Raw genomic sequence first — 19,213 nt, 5'->3', positions numbered from 1 at the left:
CGGGCGCGGTCTCACAGCGTGAGAGCGGACGGTCGGATCCCGGCTGCTCGGTAAAATGGGCCGAACGCGGGGCTCCGGCCGAAATGAGCCCCGGTGAGACTCGAGGAGCGAGCACACGTGGGCCTTGTCGTGCAGAAGTACGGCGGCTCCTCCGTTGCCGACGCCGAGGGCGTCAAGCGCGTTGCCAAGCGGATCGTCGAAGCCAAGAAGAACGGCAACCAGGTTGTCGTGGTGGTTTCTGCGATGGGCGACACGACGGACGAGCTGATCGATCTCGCTGGAGAGGTGTCCCCGGTAGCGGACGGGCGCGAGTTCGACATGCTGCTGACCGCCGGAGAGCGCATCTCCATGGCTCTGCTGGCCATGGCGATCAAATCCCTCGGCCACGAGGCGCAGTCCTTCACCGGAAGCCAGGCCGGTCTGATCACGGACTCCGCGCACAACAAGGCGCGGATCCTCGACGTGACCCCGGGACGCATCCAGGCGTCCGTCGACGAGGGCAACATCGCGATCGTCGCCGGCTTCCAGGGCGTGTCCCAGGAGAGCAAGGACATCACCACCCTGGGTCGCGGCGGTTCGGACACCACCGCGGTGGCGCTGGCAGCCGCCCTGGACGCCGAGGTCTGCGAGATCTACACCGACGTGGACGGCGTGTTCACGGCCGACCCCCGGGTCGTCAAGTCGGCGAAGAAGATCGACTGGATCAACTACGAGGACATGCTGGAGCTGGCCAGCTCCGGTTCCAAGGTCCTGCTGCACCGCTGCGTCGAGTACGCGCGGCGCTACAACATCCCGATCCATGTACGGTCGTCCTTCTCCGGCCTGGAGGGCACATGGGTCAGCAGCGAGCCGCAGGGCGGCTACAGCGGACAAGGGGAAATGCCAGTGGAACAGGCCCTCATCTCGGGTGTCGCGCACGACACCTCGGAGGCCAAGGTCACCGTCGTCGGGGTGCCCGACAAGCCGGGTGAGGCCGCGGCCATCTTCCGGGTGATCGCAGAGGCCGAGATCAACGTCGACATGGTCGTGCAGAACGTGTCCGCCGCGACCACCGGCCTGACCGACATCTCCTTCACCCTCCCCAAGGCCGACGGCAAGAAGGCCATCTCCGCGCTGGAGAAGGCCAAGACCAGCATCGGCTACGCCTCGCTCCGCTACGACGACCAGATCGCCAAGATCTCCCTCGTCGGCGCGGGCATGAAGACCAACCCCGGTGTCACCGCGACCTTCTTCGAGGCGCTGTCCAATGCCGGCGTGAACATCGAGCTGATCTCCACCTCCGAGATCCGCATTTCCGTGGTCACCCGCGAGGACGACGTCAACGACTCGGTCGTCGCGGTGCACACCGCGTTCGGTCTCGACAGCGAGACCGACGAGGCCGTGGTCTACGGCGGCACCGGTCGCTGAGGCAGGTGCACGGCAGGTCCGGCGCGTGAGGCGGACGTGGACGACCGGGAGGTCCCGGTGAAGACAGGCGGGGAACCGACCCTGGCGGTGCTCGGCGCGACCGGGGCCGTCGGGTCGGTGCTGCGCGGCCTGCTGTCCGAACGGCGGGACGTGTGGGGCGAGATCAGGCTCCTCGCGTCCCCGCGGTCCGCGGGCCGCAAGCTCCCCGTGCGCGGCGAGGAGGTCGAGGTCCTGGCGTTGGACGAGGAGGCCCTGGAGGGCGTCGACGTGGCGCTGTTCCACCTCCCGGACGACGCCGCCGCGCAGTGGGCGCCGGTCGCCGCCGCCAAGGGCGCGGTGGTGATCGACTCCTCCGCGGTGTTCCGGGCAGAGGACGACGTGCCGCTGGTGGTGCCCGAGATCAACGCGCACGCCGCCCGCGTGCGGCCGCGCGGCATCGTCGCCTCCCCCGACTGCACGACGCTGGCGCTGATCGTCGCGGTCGGCGCACTGCACTCCGCGTGGGGCCTGGAGTCTCTGGTGCTGTCGACCTACCAGGCCGTCTCCGGGTCCGGCCGGGAGGGCGTGGACACCCTGCGCCGGCAACTCGCCGAGGTCGCGGGCACCGACCTGGGCACCAAGCCCGGCGACGTGCGCCGCGCCGTGACCGGCGGCGGCCCCTACCCCGCGCCGATCGCCCTCAACGTCGTCCCGTTCGCGGGCGCTGGGACGCCCGACGGCTGGACCACCGACGAGATGGCCGTACGCGCCGAGACGCGCAAGATCCTCGGGATGCCGCAGCTCCCGGTGAGTGTCACCTGCGTCCGCGTGTCGGTGGTCACCGGGCACTCCGTCGCGGTGCACGCGCGGTTCGAGAACGAGGTGACCGTCCCCCAGGCGCACGAGATCCTCGCCGCCGCACCGGGTGTCGTGCTGTGCGACGCCCCCGGCGAGGGCGAGTTCCCCACCCCGGCGGACGCGGTCGGCACCGACCCGACGTGGGCCGGCCGGGTGCGCCGCGCACTGGACGACCCGCAGGCGCTGGAGTTCTTCGTCTGCGGCGACAACCTCCGCAAGGGGGCCGCGCTCAACTCGGTGCAGATCGCGGAACTCGTCGCATCTCCGGGCTGAGGGAACCTACCGGACCAGCCGTATCCGACCGGGTTGATGGGGCCGATCGGGGCGAACAGCCGTGATGCGGCATGGGTTTGCCCCGCTGTGCGGTTCTGAGTGCACCGTTCCGGTTCCTGTGAAGAAATTGTGATCGGTTGATGGTTCAGGCCACTAGCTAGCAGCCGTTGGTTGAAAGAGAATCGAACCCCCCGGCCACCGCAACCGACTGTGGGCGGGGAGCGTCCCTGTGTGCATCGCCGACCCGGACGACCGGGCGCCGGAGCCCCGGGCCGCTTGGAGATCGGGACGACGGCGGACTTGAGGGATGGGGCTGGTACGCATGGGACTTCACCGAGCATGCACACTCCTGCCCGACGCCTGGGTATCCGCGTACAACCCTGACGGGGGGATGCGTGTCCAACCAGCGTGGCAGAGGCACTCGGAATCGCGACAGCACCCGGCCCCGGCGTCCGCAGCCTGCGGCGCCCCGGCTCGGCAGGCATGCCCGTGATGGCGCCCTGGTCGGCGCCGCAGACGGCGACGACTCCCGCGCGGGTCGCGTCCGGATGCGGAGGCGCTGACGAGGCGATGACCCTGGGCACCACCGTCGATCAGCTCACCGAGACCTACCGCACGCACTACCGCTCCCTGCTCGGCCTCGCCGCGCTCCTGCTGGACGACACCGCCTCCTGCGAGGACGTCGTCCAGGAGGCGTTCATCCGCGTGCACTCCGCCCGCAAGCGCGTGCGCGAGCCGGAGAAGACCCTGGCCTACCTGCGGCAGACCGTGGTGAACCTCTCCAGGTCCACGTTGCGCCGCCGCATTCTCGGCATGAAGCTGCTGTCCAAGCCCATGCCGGACATGGCCAGCGCCGAGGAGGGCGCCTACGACCGCATGGAGCGGGACGAGTTGAAGCAGGCGCTGCGCGGGCTCCAGCGGCGCCAGCGCGAGGTCCTGGTGCTGCGGTATTTTGCCGACATGACAGAGGCGCAGGTCGCCGAGGTCCTCGGCCTCTCGCTCGGTTCCGTGAAGGCGTACGGCTCGCGCGGCATCGCCGCGCTCAGGGTCGCCATGGAGGCGACGGCATGAGCACGTCGCACGACCGGAAGGACCCGTTCGACCCGCACGAACCGTTCGACGGTGGCCGGCGGGTAGCGGACGACGCCGCCCCCGAGGCCGCGGCGGAGCACACCGAGCCCTTCCCCGAGCAGTGCGCCGGAGAAGACCGGGTCGAGCGGCCCGATGAGCAGGCGCCCGCCATGAACGAGGGCCCGGGGGGCGACGCTTCGGCCCCGGAAGCCGGCCGTACCGACGGCGGCCCCGACAGCGAGGGTCACGCAGACGCAGACGCAGACGCAGACGCAGACGCAGACTCCGGCGCCGCGCTCGACCTCGAGGGCATGGACGAGGTCGCGCTGCGGCGACTGCTGCAGGACAGCGTGCGCGACATCGAACCGTCCACCGGCACACTGGAGCACCTCCAGCACGCCGTGCCCGCCCGCCGCGCCCGGCGGCGGAACGTGATGGTGGGCGCCGCCGCAGCGGTTCTCGCCTGCGGCGTCGCCGTGCCGACCGTGCTGCACGCCGACTTCGTGCCGGGCGTCGGCAAGCCCATGCGCAACGCGGGCCATTCCCAGGACCACGTGCCGGCCGAACAGCGCGGCGGCGTGAACCAGGGCGACGGCACGGCCGGCGGCCACACCACCGCCGGCGGACACTCCGGCGCGGGGCACGACACCGGCGACGCCGGCGCTCCCACCACCGGATCCTCCACGGGCCCCAACCCGAGCAGCAGCCTCGGACCCGTCTCGCCCACCTGCACCCGCGCACAGCTCGGCGCCTCGGAGAGCCGCCAGGAGGCGCCCGACGCGCAGGGCCACGTCTACGGCTCGTTCCGGGTGGTCAACGTCTCGGCGGACTCCTGCACGGTCGAGGGCGGCGGCATCGTGATGGCCACGGCGCGGGGCAGGGCCGACAGCAGCATGATTCAGGTCGTCGACCACACCAGCGGCGACGTCGCCACCGGTCTGCCCGATCCGGTCGCCGTGGACGACGAGGTGGTGCTCGAACCGGGTGCCGCGTACGTCGTGCGCTTCGCCTGGGTGCCGACGGCCGGCAGCGGATGTTCCCCGGCCACGCCGCCTCCCGACGAGGGCGGCGACGGTACTCAGGGCGGCACACGGCCGATGGGCAGCTCCGGTGACGTGGTCGACTCCGGCGCCTCCGGCGGCGGCGCCGAGGGCGGCGACGGCACGCCCGAAGAGCCTGGCACCGGTGGTTCCGGCAGCTCGGGCTCCGGCGGGTCCGGTTCCGGCGGGTCCGGTTCCGGCGGGTCCGGCGACGGCGGTTCGGACGCCGGTGGTTCCGGCTCCGGTGGGACCGACGGCGGCTCCACGGGAGGCGGCGGTGAGCCCGTGCCCCCGTCCGCGGTGTTGTTGTCCCACACCCCCGAGGCCGGTGAGCCCGCCGTGGACCCCGTGCAGCTCGACGGCGCCTGCGCCGGCACGGTCTACCGGACCGGGGTGCTGCCCGCGGCCTGAGGCCGCGTACCGTTGACGCGTGTACCGGTTCCTGCTGACCCCGCGATGGTGGGGGATCAACCTCTTCGTGGCCCTCGCGATCCCGGTCTGCCTGTTCATGGGCACCTGGCAGCTCAGCCGCTTCGAGGCACGCGTCGACAGCCACCAGCAGCAGGAGAAGGCGGCCGAACGGGCCGCCGACGCCACCCCCGAGCCGCTGGCCGACCTGCTGCCGCTCACCACGGAGACCGTCGGCCGCACCGCCGAGACCACCGGCCGCTACGACACCGGCCGTCCGCTGCTCGTCCCGGACCGCCGCGTCGACGGCGAGCGCGGGTTCTACGTGCTGACCCTGCTGCGTACGGACTCCGGGCCCGCGCTGCCCGTGGTGCGCGGCTGGCTGCCCGGGGACGCCGACCCGGCGAAGGTGCCGGCGCCCCCCGGGGGCGAGGTGACGGTCGCCGGGGTGCTGCAGGTCTCCGAGACCGAGGGCAGCGCCGGCGTGCACCCGGCGGGCGGCCTGCCCGAGGGGCAGCTCGGCATGATCAGTGCCGCTGCGCTGGTCAACGTGGTGCCGTACGACGTGCGCGACGCGTGGATCACCGTGCAGCGGCCCGAGGCGCCGCTGCGGCCGGTGCCGCCGGTCGCGGCCGCCGGCACCGGCCTGGACCTCCAGGCGTTCCAGAACCTGGGATACACCGCCGAGTGGTTCGCTTTCGTCGGCTTCGTCCTCTTCATGTGGTTCCGGCTCTTCCGGCGGGACGCAGAACTGGCGCGCGACGCCGCGCTCGGCCTCCCACCGGAGGACCCGACGGGCCGCCGTACGCCGGAGAACGCTCCGGCGGCGGGCGGCTCGGCATCCGGGGAGTCCCGGGAGGGCGGGGGCCCCGGAGAAGGCGTCACGCCGGAGCCGCGGGAAGCCCCGGAAGGTGCCGCTGGGCGAACTCGATCTCCAAGCGGAGCTGCTTGATCCGCTCCTCCACCACCAGCGAGCCGTGCCCGGCGTCGTACCGGTACACCTCGTGCGGGTGGCTGCGCGCCTTCAGCCGCTCGACGTAGTTCTCCACCTGCCGGATCGGGCAGCGCGGGTCGTTGACCCCCGCCGAGACGTACACCGGCGCGCGCACGTCGTCCACGTACGTCAGCGGCGACGAGGCCGCGTACCGCTCGGGCACCTCCTCCGGGGTCCCGCCGAGCAGGGTGCGGTCCATGGATTTCAGCGCCTCCATCTCGTCGTGGTAGGCGGTGACGTAGTCGGCGACCGGGACGGCGGCCAGGCCCAGTGCCCACTTCTCCGGCTGGGTGCCCAGGCCGAGCAGCGTCAGGTAGCCGCCCCACGAGCCGCCGGCCAGCACCAACCGATCCGGGTCCGCGAGCCCGGTCTCCACCGCCCAGTCGCGTACCGCCGCGATGTCCTCCAGCTCGATCAGGCCGACGCGGTGCTTGAGCGCATCCGTCCAGGCCCGGCCGTACCCCGTGGAGCCGCGGTAGTTGACCCGGACCACGGCGAAGCCGTGGTCCACCCAGGCGGCGGGCTGGCCGGCGAACGCGTCGCTGTCGTGCCAGGTCGGGCCGCCGTGCACGTCGAAGACCGTGGGGAACGGGCCCTCGCCCGCGGGGCGCTGCACCAGAGCGTGCACCCGCCCGCCCGGGCTCTCCACCCAGGCGTCCTCCACCGGGACCGAGCCGGGTGCCTTCATGCCCGGCGGGTCCAGGACGACCGAGCCGGTCGTGGACCGCACCTGCGGCGGCTCGGCGGCCGACGACCACAGGTACTCCACCGAGCCGTCCGGGCGGGCGGTCGCCCCGGACACCGACCCCTTCGGCGTCTCCACCCGCTCCGGCGTGCCGAGCCCGTCCGGGGTCAGGGTGCACCGCCACATCTCGCTCCGCGCCTGGTGGCTGTGCACCACGAGCAGCGCGCCGCCGTCCGGATACCACTCGGCGCTCACGTCGCCTGGCAGGCCCAGGTCCAGGTCGGTGGTCGCGCCGGTCAGCGGGTCCCACACCATGGGCTCCCAGCGGCCGCGCCGCTGGTGCCCGACCAGGAGCCGGGAGTCGCCGGCGGCCGGGGCGAAGCCCAGCACGGTCAGCCCCAGCTCCTTCGTGCCGCCCTCGCTGTCGTCCAGTTCGGCGACGGTGCCGCCGTCGGTGCGGACCACGCGCAGAGCCGAGTGCATGGCGTCGCCGTGCTCGGTGTGCTCGACCGCGATCAGGTCGCCGTCGTGGCTGAGGTCGCCGACACCGGCAGACTCCTGGTGCCGGTAGATCTCCACCGGCTCCGCGCCCGGTCGCACCACGTGCAGCGTGGAACCCTCCTCGTCGGTGGAGCGCCCGACCACCGCGCTGCCGTCCCGGCCCAGCGCCAGGCCCGCGGGATACGACGGCTCCAGGCCGGGAGCGGCGGGCTCGTCCGGGCCGCCGCCGAACGGCTGCCGCATCCACACGCCGAACTCGTCGCCGTCGGTGTCGGAGAACCACCAGATCCACTCGCCGTCGGGCGTCAGCACCCCGTCCGTGGTGCCGTTCGGCCGGTCGGTGGCCTGCCGCTGGGTGCCGGTGGCCCGGTCCCAGGCGTACAGCTCGAAGGTGCCGGTGGCGTTGGAGACGAACAGGGAACGGTCGGGCGCGTCCTCCGCCCACTCCGGCAGCCCCACGCGGGGTGCCCGGAACCGCTTCTCCCAGTCCGGCATGGCGTCGTCCGTGTGCGTCGTCATGCCCCCATTCTGTGCTCCTCGCCGGGGGTCACGGCCTGCGGGGCGAAGATCGTCCATATAGGTGTCCAAACGCGTCCGGACGGGTGAACCGCAACAACCTCTCGGGGGCTCCGGAGTTGTCCAGAGTGCTCCGGCACCGGGGCACCCCCATGATCCGGAAGGAAAGACTCGTGCTCAAGAAGGTTTTCGCGACCGCTGCCGTCGCTGCCTCCGTCGTCGGCGCCAGCGGTGCCGTGGCCGCCCCCGCCATGGCCGTCGGTGACGGCAACGAGAACGTCACCACGCAGAACGGCAACGGCTCGAAGCAGGTGTACGGCAACACCACCACCGGCGGTCACATGAGCCCGAACATGGCGCTCGTGAACGGCTCGCTGAACAAGCCGTGCATCGCGGTGCCGGTCACCAAGACCAACGTTCTGAACGGCATCGGTGCCGTCGGCGTCAATGTCAACGACATCCTGACCAGCCAGAACAACCAGAACTGCACCGAGAACTCGACCCAGGTCGACGGCGACGACCCGCTGTCGCACCTGCTGAGCGACGGCATCCCGGTCCTGTCGCAGAACGGTGCCGGCAACGGCAACGGCGACTGACCAACCCCCGTCTGACGGGCACTTCACACTCCGGAAGGAAAGACTCGTGCTCAAGAAGGTTTTCGCGACGGCCGCCGTCGCCGCATCCGTCGTCGGCGCCAGCGGCGCCGTGGCCGCCCCCGCGATGGCGGTCGGTGACGTCAACGAGAACGTCACCACGCAGAACGGCAACAAGTCGGATCAGGTGTACGGCAACACCACCACCGGTGGCCACATGAGCCCGAACATGGCGCTCGTGAACGGCTCGCTGAACAAGCCCTGCGTGGCGGTGCCGGTCACCAAGACCAACGTTCTGAACGGCCTCGGCCTGATCGCCGGCGTCAACGTCAACGACGTGCTGACCAGCCAGAACAACCAGAACTGCACCGAGAACTCGACCCAGGTCGACGGCGACGACCCGCTGTCGCACCTGCTGAGCGACGGCATCCCGGTCCTCTCGCAGAACGGTGCCGGCAACGGCAACGGCGAGTAACCAGCCTCCCGGCTGATCCGTTCCCGGCCCATTCCCGGTCCGGGACCGGCTGACCCTTCGAAGGCCCCTCCCGGCGCGCAAGCGCCGGGAGGGGCCGCGCGTCGTCCCGGCCCCTCCCGGCTACCTTGGGCCGCAGCACACCCGACCCGGGAGGACCATGCCGGCACCGTTCGCACGTCCCCGCCTGCTGTACGTCAGCGACCTGACCTACCCGGCGCGCGGCCGCCGCTACGGCGACGAGGACGTCCGCCTCTCCGCACAGCTCCGGGACGTGTACGACGTCGCGCTGTGCCACCCGCTGGACGCCGCCGCGCTGCTGGACGCCTTCGACCTGTGCCTGATCCGCAACAGCGGCCCGGTGATCCACTACCAGGAGGCGTACGAACGTTTCCGCGACGTCGCCCGGCGCACCGGCGCGCGGGTGCACAACCCGCTGACCGGACGGGGCGACATGGCCGGCAAGCAGTACCTGGTGGACCTCGCCGCCGAGGGCTTCCCCGTCATCCCCACCGTGGACCGGCACGCCGACCTGGGACGGCTCCCGGCGGCCCGCCGCTACGTCGTCAAGCCGAAGGCCGGCGCCGACTCCATCGGCCTGGAGACCCTCGGCCACGCCGACCTGGACTCCCTCGCCTTCGACGACGGCACCCTGCTGGTCCAGCCGCACGTCGACTTCCGCTACGAGGTGTCGTTCTACTTCGTCGACCGCGTCCTCCAGTACGCCCTGCACGCGCCGGACCCCGAGCGCCGCTGGGAGCTGCGGCCCTACGAACCCACCGGCGCCGACCGCGAGTTCGCCCAGCGCTTCGCGGACTGGAACACCCTGGACCACGGCATCCAGCGTGTCGACGCCTGCCGCACGGCAGACGGCGGGCTGCTGCTGGTCGAGCTGGAGGACCTCAACCCGTACCTGTCCCTGGACCTCGTGCCCGACGACGTCCGCGACCGGTTCGTCGCCGCCCTGCACGCCTCGCTGCGCGCCGTGCTGGAGACGTGAACGCCCCGCCGTGCCCCGCGTCCTACGGGGCGGGGGAGCCGCCGCCGAGGATGCCCCGCTCGTAGCCCACCGCCACGGCCGCCGCCCGGTCGTTGACGCCCAGCTTGGCGTACAGGTGGGTGAGGTGCGTCTTGACCGTGGCCTCGCTGATGAAGAGGCGGCGTGCGATCTCGCGGTTCGCGGTGCCCGCCGCGACCAGCGCCAGGACCTCGCCCTCCCGGGCGCTGAGCGGCGTGCCCGTGCCTGCCCGGTCCCCGCCGTTCCCGCCGCTCCCGTGCGTCGCCCGCATCCGGGACACCAGCCGTGACGCCACCGCCGGGGACAGCACGCTGCGGCCCGCCGCGGCGGCGCGTACGGCCGTGAACAGCTCGTCGCGCGGCGCGTCCTTGAGCAGGTAGCCGGTGGCGCCCGCCTCGATCGCGGGCAGCGTGTCGGAGTCGGTGTCGTAGGTGGTGAGCACCAGGACCTTGCTGCGGCAGCCGCGCCGGGCCAGCTCGGCGATCGCGGCGACCCCGCCGCCGCCCGGCATCCGCAGGTCCATCAGCACCACGTCGGGGTCCAGGCGGCCGGCCAGTTCGACGGCCTCCTCACCGCTCGCCGCCTCGCCCAGCACCTCGAAGCCCGCCGCCGTCCCGGAGCCTGCGCCTGCGGCCGGGCCGGTGGACGCCGCTCCGGTGCCGGCCGCCGCCTCGAACATGCCGCGCAGCCCGTCCCGTACCACCGGGTGGTCGTCGACGAGAAGCAGCGTGATCGGGCGCTCAGTCATGGCGCACCAACGGTACGCGGGCCGACACCGCCGTGCCCTGGCCCGGCTCCGACTCGACGTCCACGCGCCCGGCCAGTCGTTCCGCGCGGGCCCGCATGCCGGCCAGCCCGAACCCGCCGGACCGGGTGCGCGGCGGCACGGCCGCCGGATCGAAGCCGCAGCCGTCGTCCCGCACGTCCAGGACGACCTCGCCGTCCATGAAGGACAGCGTCACCCCGACGCGGGACGCCCCGGCGTGCCGGGCGGTGTTGGCCAGGCTCTCCTGCGCGATGCGCAGCAGGCTCGCCTCGATCTCGTCGTGCAGCTTCTCCGCCGCCCCGGTCAGGGTGAACTCCGCCCGCACCCCGGCCTGCACGCCCCACCCGGCCACCGCCTTCTCCAGCGCGGCGGGCAGCGCGTCCTGCGCCAGCGCACTCGGCGCCAGGTCGTGCACCGACCGGCGGGCCTCGCCGAGGCTGTGCCGGGCCAGCGCCTGCGCACGATCCAGATGTGCACGGCGTACGGCGGGATCGTCGGCGTCCCGGACGACCTGCAGCTGGGTGACGATGCCGGTCAGGCCCTGGGCGAGGGTGTCGTGGATCTCGGCCGCCAGCCGGCGCCGTTCGTCGGCGACACCGGCCTCGCGGGCCTGCACGAGGAGCTGGGCGTGCAGGCCCGCGTTCTCCCGCAGGGCCTGCTCCAGGCGGGCGTTGGTGCGTTCCAGTTCGGCGATGGTGGCGGCCTTGGCCGCCGCCTCCTCGGCCTCCTTCTCGCCGAGGTGGCCGAAGACGAGGCCGAGCCCGGCGTTCAGCAGGTACAGCGCGCCGAACACCCCCCACTGCGTGGCCGATCCTGGCGGCAGCCCGCCGGACTGCGACCCGGCCATCGTCACGGCCGTGGCGAAGAGGCCCGGCCGCACCCAGCGTGGCGGCAGCAGCCTCGCTCCGTCGAAGTAACCGATCAGGGCGTAGATCGCGGCGAACGGGTTCAGCCAGCTCATCGCGAACCCCAGCACGGTGCGCGCGGCGTAGTAACCGCAGCTCGTCGCCGAGACCGGCCGCCGCCCGTACCGCGACCAGGACAGCTCCAGGGCCAGCGCGGCCACCAGCAGCGCACCGCCCGCATACCGTTCGGCGGGCGTCAGGAACACGGACGCGGTCGCCGCCGACAGCACCCCGGCCAGCCCCAGCAGGCCGTACGGGCCCCAGCGGTAGAACCTCTCCCAGCCCTCGCCCGTCGCGAGGGCCGGGAGGTCGGGGGCGGCCCGCCGCGCCCCCTCGGTCCTCTCCCCCGCCGTTTCCGTGGCCATGACGCCCAGCATGCCCGCCTCCCGTTCCCGCGTCACTCCGCTCGCGCGTCACTCCCAGCGGAACCAGCGGACCGCGGCCGCCCAGAGGGCTCCCGCCCACAGCGCGATCACCAGCAGCTGCCACCACTGCGGCCAGCCCCCGCCCGCGGTGTCGTGCAGCGCCTGGGACGCCGCACCGAACGGCGTCAGTTCCACGACCTGCCGCAACGTGTCCGGCATGGTCTGCACCGGAAGGTAGACCCCGGCGGAGAACATCGCCGGAAAGAACGCCACCGTGCCGATCGTCTGCGCGGCCTTCGAGGTGCGCGAGAGCGCGGCGATGGTGCCGCCCGCTGCCGTGCCGGCGAGTGCGGTGAACACGACGGCGAGCGCGTACCCGAACGGCTGCCCGGGCAGCGGAACCCCGAAGGCGATCCGGCCGACCGCCAGCGCCAGCACGATGGCCGCCAGCACCGCCACCCCGTGCAGGACCAGTTGGGCGCCGATCAGCGCCTTCGGGTCGACCGGAGTGACCGACAGCCGCCGCAGGATGCCCCGTTCGCGGTAGCCGGTGAGCACCGCCGGCAGCGTCTGCACGCCGGCCACCACGATCGACAGCAGCACCGCCACCGGCACGTACAGGTCGATGACGCGCAGCCCGCCGAGCGACGCTTCCGGCTCCCGGAAGCCCGGGATCAGGCCGAGGACGGTGACCAGCAGGGACGGGAAGGCCACGATCCAGAACAGTGCGCCCGGCTCGCGGCGGAACAGCCGTGCCTCCGCGCGCAGGACGGCCCGGGCCGCCGCCTGCGCAGCCGGCGGCGCGGCGTCGGGTGCGGTCGTCGTGGTCATCCTCGCGCCTCCGTGCGGCTCGTGTGGCTGGTGCGGTCGGTGTGGCTCGTGCTGCTCGTGGAGCCGGTCGCGTCGGCCCCGGTCAGGTCGAGGAAGGCGTCGTCCAGCGTGCCGTCCGTGACCCGCAGATGCCGTGCCGTGATGTTGTGCCGGGCCAGCAGCGAGACGACGGCGTTCACCGTCTCGTCGCTGCCCGTCAGTTCGACCCGGCCCGCCGTGACACGCACCGCGCCGGCGTCGGGGAGTGCGGCCAGTTCGCCGTCCTCCAGCGGGCGTGAGGGCGTGAACGCGATGACCGTCGACGCGGCCGCCCTGCCGATCAGCCCGGCCGGGGTGTCCAGCGCTGCGAGCCGTCCGCGGTCGATGACCGCCACCCGGTCGCACAGGCGCTGCGCCTCCTCCATGAAGTGCGTGACCAGCAGCACGGTCACCCCCGACGCCCGCACCTCCTCGATCAGCTGCCAGGTGTCCCGGCGGGCGCGCGGGTCCAGTCCGGTGGTCAACTCGTCCAGCACGACGACCCGGGGGGTGCCGATCAGCGCGAGGGCGATGAACAGCCGCTGCTTCTGACCACCGCTCAGCTGGGCGAAACGGGTGCCCAGCTTCTCCTCCAGGCCCAGGCGTTCGGCCAGCGCCAGCGGGTCCGCCGGGCGGGCGTGGAACGCCGCGTACAGCTCCAGCGCCTCCCGCACCGTGAGCTTCGGCTGGAGTTCGCTCTCCTGGAGCTGCGCCCCGAGAAGGCGCGTCACCCGGTCGTGGTCCGCCACCGGATCGAGCCCCGCCACCCGCACCGTCCCCGCGTCCGGAACGCGCAGCCCCTCCACGCACTCGACCGTCGTCGTCTTCCCGGCGCCGTTCGGGCCGAGGACGCCGAAGATCTCGCCCTCCTCGACGGTGAAACTCACCCCGTCGACCACGCGGCGTCCCCCGTAGGACTTCGCGACATCCTGCACTTCGATGATCCCCATGCCCGTCAGGATCGCGTCGAGCCGCCCCCGCGCACATCGCCCGTTCCGCCCGAAGCGGCATCGACCGATCGGCTGATGCGGCCGTACGACCTCCCGTTCCCGGAATCGGAGGAGACCGGGTGTACGGCTGCCGCGCACCACTCCTTAGGGTCAGGGGGTAGCCGTACGACCGCCCGCCGCGTCCACCGACCCCGAGGTGCCCCGTGACGACCGTCCTCCTCTCCGCGTCCGACCAGTCCCCCGGCGGCATCGCAGGATGGGCCACCAGCCTCGTCGACACCCTCGGCGGACCCGGCGCCGGACTGGCCATCGCCCTGGAGAACCTCTTCCCCCCGCTCCCCAGCGAGGTCATCCTTCCCCTCACCGGCTTCGCCGCCGCGCAGGGCGTACTCAGCCTCCCCCTCGCGATCTTCTGGACCACCCTGGGCTCCGTCGTCGGCGCCGCCGCCCTCTACTGGATCGGCGCGCTCCTCGGGCGCGACCGCGTGCGCCGCATCTGGGCCCGGATGCCGCTCGTCAAGGCGTCCGACCTGACGCGCACCGAGGAGTGGTTCGAGAAGCACGGCACCAAGGCCGTCTTCTTCGGGCGCATGGTGCCCATCTTCCGCAGCCTCATCTCCGTCCCGGCCGGCGTCGAACGGATGCCGCTGCTGGTGTTCCTCGGCCTCACCACGCTGGGCAGCGCCATCTGGAACACCGTGCTGATACTCGCCGGCTACCTGCTCGGCGACCAGTGGCACCTGGTCGAGCAGTACGCGGGCATCCTCTCCAAGGTCGTCCTCGGCCTGGTCCTCCTGGCCGTCGTCGTCTTCGTCGTCAAGCGCCTCGGCGAACGCAGCCCCCACCCCGACCGCGCGAACTGACCCGCGCGGGGCCGCCTTTCCGGTACGCACGGCGACGTCCCGCCCGAGCCGGGGGCCGGGGCGGGACCGCAGGGTCGCGGGTGCGTCAGCGGTGGCGGTGGAGGCGGCCGCAGGTGGTGCGGAAGCCCTCGCCGCTCTCGGTGTAGCAGTAGTCGAGCGTGTTCCGGTCGAGCAGTTCGAAGCTGTACGTGCCCTCGGCGTCCGCGCCGGCCATCAGCTCGGCGCCTGGCGTGAACGCGCCGACCAGCCGGTCCTGGCGCGGGCCGTCCGGGGTGGACCAGCGCATCACCCCGCGGAACGTCTTGCCCTGCTGCTCCCGAACGGTGAGCGTGACGGGTCCGTTGCGGTACCCCTCGACGTCGGCGATCCGCTCCCGGAACCCGCTCCACTTGCCGAGCATCGACACGTGGCGGGAGCCGCCGCCGTCTGCCGCCGACCCGCCTGCGGCGGCGGATCCGGCGGTGACCGGCGCCATCAGCAGCGCGGCGGCGACGACCACGGCGCCTCTCGTGAGCGCACGCTTCGTGGGGGCCATGACCTGTCCTCTCGTGGTCGGCCGGAGACGGCCGGAAACCCCCCTGGGTGTGATCAACCTAGGCAGACCGCCCCCGCACCGCATCCCCTGCGCGCCACCCGGGCGACGCGCGTCCCTCCCTCGGAGCCGCGGGACCAACGGGACGACACGCCGAAGGGCCCGTACTCAGCCGAGTACGGGCCCTGTGCGGTGTTCTCCAGTCGGGGTGGCGGGATTTGAACCCACGACCTCTTCGTCCCGAACGAAGCGCGCTGCCAAGCTGCGCCACACCCCGAAGCAACGGGGACTACTCTAGCCCAGGTCCGCCCGGACGCGAAATCCGCTTTCTGCGGGGGCGGCGGGGTCGTTCCGGGCTGGTCAGGAGGCCGGGGTGAGGGTGAGCAGAGTGGCCTCCGGGGGGCAGGCGAAACGGATCGGCGTGTACCGGTTGGCGCCGCAGCCCGCGGAGACGTGCAGGTACGAGGTGCGGCCCCCGGCACGGTGGGTGGAGAGGCCCTTGACCCGGTCGGTGTCGATGTCGCAGTTGGTGACCAGGGCGCCGTAGAAGGGGACGCAGAGCTGGCCGCCGTGCGTGTGGCCGGCGAGGATCAGCGGGTACCGGTCGGCCGTGAAGGCGTCCAGGACCCGCAGGTAGGGGGCGTGGACGACGGCGAGGGAGAGGTCGGCGCCCTCGTCCGAGCCGCCGGCGACCTGGCTGTAGCGGTCGCGCTTGATGTGCGGGTCGTCCAGACCGGTGAGGGCGACCTCCTGGCCGGTGGCCAGCTTGAGGCGGCCGCGGGCGTTGGTCAGCTCCACCCATCCCGCGGAGTCGAAGCCGTCCCTCAGGTCCTCCCACGGGTTGTGGACGGCGCCCTTCACGGGAGCGTTGCCGTTGAGGCCGTGCCGGCCCTGCGCCTTCTCCACGAGGTAGCGGGCCGGGTTGCGGAAGCGGGGCCCGTAGTAGTCGTTGGAGCCGAAGACGTACGCGCCGGGGAAGTCCATCAGCGGGCCGAGCGAGTCCAGCACCTCGGGGACGGCCTCGGTGTCCGAGAGGTTGTCGCCGGTGTTGATCACGAAGTCCGGACGCAGCCCGGCCAGCGAGCGGAGCCACTGCTGCTTCTTGCGCTGCCCGCACACCATGTGGATGTCGGAGATCTGGAGGAGGCGAAGCGGGGGCGCTCCCGCCGGCAGGACGGGCACGGTCACGCGGCGGAGCCGGAAGGCGCGCGGCTCGATCGCCACCGCGTACGTCAGGGCGGCCGTGCCGGCGGCCAGCACCCCGGCCGTCGCTTTGAGGGGGATTCCGTATCGCGCGCGCATCCGACCATGGTCGCAGACGCGGCACACTCCGTGCACGGCTGCGGACGGGGGCCGGGCCGCCCGCCCGGGAATGCGGTGGGCGGTCGGCGGGTGGGGCTGGCAGACTCCTGTGCCATGACCACGCTCAAGTCCCGGCTGCAGGACGACCTGACCGCAGCGATCAAGGCGCGCGACGAGTTGCGCTCCGCCACGCTCCGGATGACCCTCACCGCGATCACCAAGGAGGAGGTGGCGGGCACCGAGTCCCGCGCGCTCTCCGACGAAGAGGTGCAGAAGGTGATCACCCGCGAGGCGAAGAAGCGGCGCGAGGCCGCCGAGGCGTTCGAGAAGGGCGGCCGCGCGGCCTCGGCCGAGCGCGAGCGCGCGGAGGGCGAGGTGCTCGCCGACTACCTGCCGAAGCAGCTGTCGGACGACGAACTGGAGCAGATCGTCGCCGAGTCCGTGGCCGAGGCGAAGGGGCAGGGCGCCGAGGGGCCGAAGGCGATGGGCGCCGTGATGAAGCTCGTGAACCCGAAGGTTGCCGGGCGGGCCGAGGGCGGCCGCGTCGCGGGCATGGTGAAGAAGTTGCTCGCCGGCTGAGGTGCGCGAGGACGAACCGCCGAGGGGGCGCTCCCGACGGGAGCGCCCCCTCGCGCGTGTCCGGTCAGCCCCGGCCGCGTCCCCAGCCGCCGCCGTTGTCGTTGCCGCCGATGAGGTCCGGCGGGATGGTGAAGTCCGGGAACGGGCTCCCGCCGCCGTCGCCCGGCCGGTCGTCGTCGCGGTCCTCGTCCCGGTCGTCCTCGGGCTTCTTCTGTTCGGCGCGCGGCACGTCCACGTCCTGGAACGGTGTCGCGGGCGCGCCCTCCAGGGCACCCGCGATCCCGCCCTTCCAGATGGGGGCGGGAAGGCATCCGCCGCAGACCTTCGGGTAGTACTGGCCGCCCACCGTGATGTCGTACATCTCGACTTGGTGGTTGACGTCGCCGACCCAGACGGCACCGGACGCCTCCGGGGTGTAGCCGACGAACCAGGCACTCTTCATGCCGTCGGTCGTGCCGGTCTTCCCGGCGTTGTCCCGGTCGGCCAGCTTGGCGGAAGGGGCGGTACCGCTCGTCACCACGCCGGTAAGCATCTCGTTGAGGGTGTCCGCGATCTTCTCCGGCATCGCGCGGGAACACGTGGACTCCGGCACACCGAGCTTCCGCCCCTTGTCGTCCGTGACGGCCTCGAGCGCGATCGGTGTGCAGTGCACGCCGCGGTTGGCGAAGGTGGCGTAGGCGGTGGCCATCGTCAAGGGGGAGGCGCCTTGCGTGCCCAGGGTGAGGGAGGGGACCTCTTGCGTCGGGCTTCCGTCCGCGCGGTGGAAGCCCGCCCGCTCAGCCGTCTTCTTCGCCGCGCAGACGCCGGCTTTCTCCTCCAGCAGCACGAAATACGTGTTGATCGACTTGGCCAGGGCCGAGCTCATGTCCCAGGTGCCCTTTTCGCTGTCCAGCTCGTTCTGCAGGGACCACGGCCCGGCCCCAGGCGCTCCGTTGCAGTCCGTGAACTTGCTCTTGTCGATCTTCAGTTTGCTGCCGGTGGTGAAGGTCTGCGCGGGGCTGATGCCCTTCTCCAGGGCGGCGGCCGCTGTGAAGGCCTTGAACGTCGAGCCGACTTGGTAACCGTTCTGCGGGCCGCCCATGTCGTGGTCCACGGAGAGGTTGAGCGTCGTTTCGTTCTCCGCCGGTCGTGTGCCGTACGGGCGGGACTGGGCCATGCTCAGGATGCGTCCGGTTCCGGGCTCGACGACGGTCATCGCGGAGGCGACGCTGTCCGACTGGTCGACGCGGGAGGTGACGGATTCCTGCGCCGAGGTCTGGGCCTGGGGGTCGAGCGTGGTCTTGATCGTCAGGCCGCCGCGGTTCCACCGTTCACGCCGGTCCTGGGCGGTCTTCCCGAACGCCGGGCTGGCGAGGAAGACCTCCTTCACGTAGTCGCAGAAGAAGCCGGCGCCGTTGACGGCGGTGATGCAGCCTTGCTGAGGCTGACTGACGTCCAAGCCGAGGTCCTGAGCCGCGGCGGCCTTCGCCTCCTCGCGGGTGACGTCGCGACTGCCGGCCATGCGGGACAGGACGGCGTTGCGGCGCTGCTTCGCGCGGTCCGGGTTGATCGTCGGGTCGTAGTAGCTGGGCGACTGGACGAGGCCGGCGAGCAGGGCGCTCTCGTGGAGTTCGAGGTCCTTCGCGGGCTTGGAGAAGAACCGCTGGGCGGCGGCTTCGACACCGTACGCGCCCTGCCCGAAATAGGTGATGTTGAGGTAGTTCTCGAGGATCTGCTTCTTGGTGAGCTCCTCCTCGATCTGGATCGCGTACTTCAGCTCGCGGATCTTGCGGCCGATGGTCTGCTGCTGGGCCTCTGCGACGGCGTCCGGGTCGTCCTTCGCGGCCTCGACGAAGACGTTCTTCACGTACTGCTGCGTCAGTGTGGAGGCGCCCTGGCTGATCTGGCCGGACTGGGCGTTCTCGTTGAGCGCCCGGAGCACGCCCTTGAGGTCGACGGCGCCGTGTTCGTAGAACCGGGAGTCCTCGATGGCGACGATGGCCTGCTTCACGTACGGCGACATCTGCGCGATGTCGACGACGGTGCGGTCGCGCGAGTAGACCTTGGCGATCTCACCGCCCTCGTTGTCGAGGATGGTGGTGCGCTGGCTGAGCGGCGGGCGTTTCAGCTTGGCGGGGAGCTCGTCGAAGCCCTCGACGGACCCCTTCGCGGCCAGGCCCATCAGCCCGAAGCCGGGGAGGGCGATGCCGGCCGTGACGGCGCCCGCGAGGACGCTGACGCCGATGAATCTCGCGACCTGCTGGGGCATGGACAGCCCACCCGCGCGCTTGGAAGCCATAAGGGGCAG

Annotated in this window: 18 protein-coding genes and 1 tRNA gene; 10 read left to right on the top strand and 9 right to left on the bottom strand. The window is 72.2% G+C overall.

The annotated features are described in order from the left end of the window. Window positions 1-117 precede the first annotated feature (117 nt). The 5 genes from E4198_RS11545 (at window position 118) to E4198_RS11525 (ending at window position 5,988) form a co-directional block, all read left to right on the top strand. A complete protein-coding gene (locus E4198_RS11545; RefSeq protein ID WP_027765291.1) occupies window positions 118-1,407 on the top strand; it encodes an aspartate kinase in 1,290 nt (429 codons plus the stop codon). 57 nt (window positions 1,408-1,464) lie between these two features. Continuing rightward, a complete protein-coding gene (locus E4198_RS11540) occupies window positions 1,465-2,517 on the top strand; it encodes an aspartate-semialdehyde dehydrogenase (protein WP_136183076.1) in 1,053 nt (350 codons plus the stop codon). Window positions 2,518-3,000: 483 nt separating this feature from the next. Next, a complete protein-coding gene (locus E4198_RS11535) occupies window positions 3,001-3,588 on the top strand; it encodes a SigE family RNA polymerase sigma factor (RefSeq protein ID WP_136185326.1) in 588 nt (195 codons plus the stop codon). After that, window positions 3,585-5,039, top strand: a complete 1,455-nt coding sequence (locus E4198_RS11530; protein ID WP_136183075.1) for a hypothetical protein — start codon at window positions 3,585-3,587, stop codon at window positions 5,037-5,039. Before E4198_RS11535 ends, E4198_RS11530 begins: the two co-directional genes overlap by 4 nt. 19 nt (window positions 5,040-5,058) lie before the next feature. Next, on the top strand, window positions 5,059-5,988 hold the full coding sequence (locus E4198_RS11525; RefSeq protein ID WP_136183074.1) for an SURF1 family protein: 930 nt from the start codon (window positions 5,059-5,061) through the stop codon (window positions 5,986-5,988). Here E4198_RS11525 and E4198_RS11520 read toward each other — a convergent pair. Continuing rightward, window positions 5,918-7,711, bottom strand: a complete 1,794-nt coding sequence (locus E4198_RS11520) for a prolyl oligopeptidase family serine peptidase (protein WP_136185325.1) — start codon at window positions 7,709-7,711, stop codon at window positions 5,918-5,920. The two genes, E4198_RS11525 and E4198_RS11520, sit on opposite strands and share 71 nt — an antisense overlap. Before the next feature lie 194 nt (window positions 7,712-7,905). Between E4198_RS11520 and E4198_RS11515 the strand changes: the two genes are divergently transcribed. From E4198_RS11515 to E4198_RS11505, 3 genes are all read left to right on the top strand, one after another. Next, window positions 7,906-8,328 carry a rodlin gene (locus E4198_RS11515; protein ID WP_136183073.1) on the top strand — a complete coding sequence of 141 codons (423 nt, stop codon included), beginning with the start codon at window positions 7,906-7,908 and terminating at the stop codon, window positions 8,326-8,328. A 46-nt stretch (window positions 8,329-8,374) separates the two neighbouring features. Beyond that, entirely contained in the window at window positions 8,375-8,800 is a 426-nt protein-coding gene (locus E4198_RS11510) for a rodlin (RefSeq protein ID WP_136183072.1), read from the top strand. A gap of 157 nt (window positions 8,801-8,957) precedes the next feature. Continuing rightward, window positions 8,958-9,797, top strand: a complete 840-nt coding sequence (locus E4198_RS11505) for a hypothetical protein (protein ID WP_136183071.1) — start codon at window positions 8,958-8,960, stop codon at window positions 9,795-9,797. 22 nt (window positions 9,798-9,819) lie between these two features. On the opposite strand, the gene E4198_RS11500 is transcribed toward E4198_RS11505, so the two are convergent. The 4 genes from E4198_RS11500 to E4198_RS11485 are packed head-to-tail and all read right to left on the bottom strand — an operon-like array spanning window position 9,820 to window position 13,650. Continuing rightward, window positions 9,820-10,563 carry a response regulator transcription factor gene (locus E4198_RS11500; RefSeq protein WP_027765284.1) on the bottom strand — a complete coding sequence of 248 codons (744 nt, stop codon included), beginning with the start codon at window positions 10,561-10,563 and terminating at the stop codon, window positions 9,820-9,822. Next, the gene (locus E4198_RS11495) at window positions 10,556-11,851 is read right to left on the bottom strand and encodes a sensor histidine kinase (protein WP_136183070.1); all 1,296 of its coding nucleotides are present in this window, start codon (window positions 11,849-11,851) and stop codon (window positions 10,556-10,558) included. Before E4198_RS11495 ends, E4198_RS11500 begins: the two co-directional genes overlap by 8 nt. 48 nt (window positions 11,852-11,899) lie before the next feature. Beyond that, window positions 11,900-12,682: an ABC transporter permease gene (locus tag E4198_RS11490; RefSeq protein ID WP_136183069.1), complete on the bottom strand. Its 783-nt coding sequence runs from the start codon at window positions 12,680-12,682 to the stop codon at window positions 11,900-11,902. After that, the gene (locus tag E4198_RS11485; protein ID WP_136183068.1) at window positions 12,679-13,650 is read right to left on the bottom strand and encodes an ABC transporter ATP-binding protein; all 972 of its coding nucleotides are present in this window, start codon (window positions 13,648-13,650) and stop codon (window positions 12,679-12,681) included. The genes E4198_RS11490 and E4198_RS11485 overlap by 4 nt, the downstream gene beginning before the upstream one ends. Before the next feature lie 203 nt (window positions 13,651-13,853). Here E4198_RS11485 and E4198_RS11480 point away from each other — a divergent pair, with 203 nt between their 5' ends. Further along, on the top strand, window positions 13,854-14,513 hold the full coding sequence (locus E4198_RS11480; protein ID WP_136183067.1) for a DedA family protein: 660 nt from the start codon (window positions 13,854-13,856) through the stop codon (window positions 14,511-14,513). An 85-nt stretch (window positions 14,514-14,598) separates the two neighbouring features. Here the strand turns inward: E4198_RS11480 and E4198_RS11475 are convergent, their stop codons facing one another. The 3 genes from E4198_RS11475 to E4198_RS11465 all read right to left on the bottom strand — a co-directional run bounded on the left by E4198_RS11475 (window position 14,599) and on the right by E4198_RS11465 (window position 16,347). Continuing rightward, on the bottom strand, window positions 14,599-15,048 hold the full coding sequence (locus E4198_RS11475) for a hypothetical protein (protein WP_136183066.1): 450 nt from the start codon (window positions 15,046-15,048) through the stop codon (window positions 14,599-14,601). Between the two features lie 200 nt (window positions 15,049-15,248). Continuing rightward, a tRNA-Pro gene (locus E4198_RS11470) sits at window positions 15,249-15,322 on the bottom strand. 83 nt (window positions 15,323-15,405) lie between these two features. Beyond that, window positions 15,406-16,347, bottom strand: coding sequence for a metallophosphoesterase (locus tag E4198_RS11465; RefSeq protein ID WP_136183065.1), 942 nt, complete (start codon window positions 16,345-16,347; stop codon window positions 15,406-15,408). A 114-nt stretch (window positions 16,348-16,461) separates the two neighbouring features. Between E4198_RS11465 and E4198_RS11460 the strand changes: the two genes are divergently transcribed. Then, complete coding sequence (locus E4198_RS11460; RefSeq protein ID WP_136183064.1) at window positions 16,462-16,926, top strand: GatB/YqeY domain-containing protein; 465 nt, start codon at window positions 16,462-16,464, stop codon at window positions 16,924-16,926. Window positions 16,927-16,990: 64 nt separating this feature from the next. Here E4198_RS11460 and E4198_RS11455 read toward each other — a convergent pair whose 3' ends face one another. Further along, on the bottom strand, window positions 16,991-19,204 hold the full coding sequence (locus tag E4198_RS11455; protein ID WP_136183063.1) for a transglycosylase domain-containing protein: 2,214 nt from the start codon (window positions 19,202-19,204) through the stop codon (window positions 16,991-16,993). Window positions 19,205-19,213: the final 9 nt, after the last annotated feature.

This window comes from Streptomyces sp. RKND-216 (genome assembly GCF_004795255.1).
Classification (GTDB): Bacteria; Actinomycetota; Actinomycetes; order Streptomycetales; family Streptomycetaceae; genus Streptomyces; species Streptomyces hazeniae.
This window is presented reverse-complemented; position numbering and strand designations above follow the sequence as displayed.

Excerpts from the sequence above, each read along its gene's own strand:
- E4198_RS11535 (WP_136185326.1), top strand. The coding sequence starts at position 3,001 with ATGCCCGTGATGGCGCCCTGGTCGGCGCCGCAGACGGCGACGACTCCC.
- E4198_RS11465 (WP_136183065.1), bottom strand. The coding sequence starts at position 16,347 with ATGCGCGCGCGATACGGAATCCCCCTCAAAGCGACGGCCGGGGTGCTG.
- E4198_RS11475 (WP_136183066.1), bottom strand. The coding sequence starts at position 15,048 with ATGGCCCCCACGAAGCGTGCGCTCACGAGAGGCGCCGTGGTCGTCGCC.
- E4198_RS11505 (WP_136183071.1), top strand. The coding sequence starts at position 8,958 with ATGCCGGCACCGTTCGCACGTCCCCGCCTGCTGTACGTCAGCGACCTG.
- E4198_RS11500 (WP_027765284.1), bottom strand. The coding sequence starts at position 10,563 with ATGACTGAGCGCCCGATCACGCTGCTTCTCGTCGACGACCACCCGGTG.
- E4198_RS11495 (WP_136183070.1), bottom strand. The coding sequence starts at position 11,851 with ATGGCCACGGAAACGGCGGGGGAGAGGACCGAGGGGGCGCGGCGGGCC.
- E4198_RS11455 (WP_136183063.1), bottom strand. The coding sequence starts at position 19,204 with ATGGCTTCCAAGCGCGCGGGTGGGCTGTCCATGCCCCAGCAGGTCGCG.
- E4198_RS11485 (WP_136183068.1), bottom strand. The coding sequence starts at position 13,650 with ATGGGGATCATCGAAGTGCAGGATGTCGCGAAGTCCTACGGGGGACGC.
- E4198_RS11490 (WP_136183069.1), bottom strand. The coding sequence starts at position 12,682 with ATGACCACGACGACCGCACCCGACGCCGCGCCGCCGGCTGCGCAGGCG.
- E4198_RS11520 (WP_136185325.1), bottom strand. The coding sequence starts at position 7,711 with ATGCCGGACTGGGAGAAGCGGTTCCGGGCACCCCGCGTGGGGCTGCCG.
- E4198_RS11460 (WP_136183064.1), top strand. The coding sequence starts at position 16,462 with ATGACCACGCTCAAGTCCCGGCTGCAGGACGACCTGACCGCAGCGATC.
- E4198_RS11530 (WP_136183075.1), top strand. The coding sequence starts at position 3,585 with ATGAGCACGTCGCACGACCGGAAGGACCCGTTCGACCCGCACGAACCG.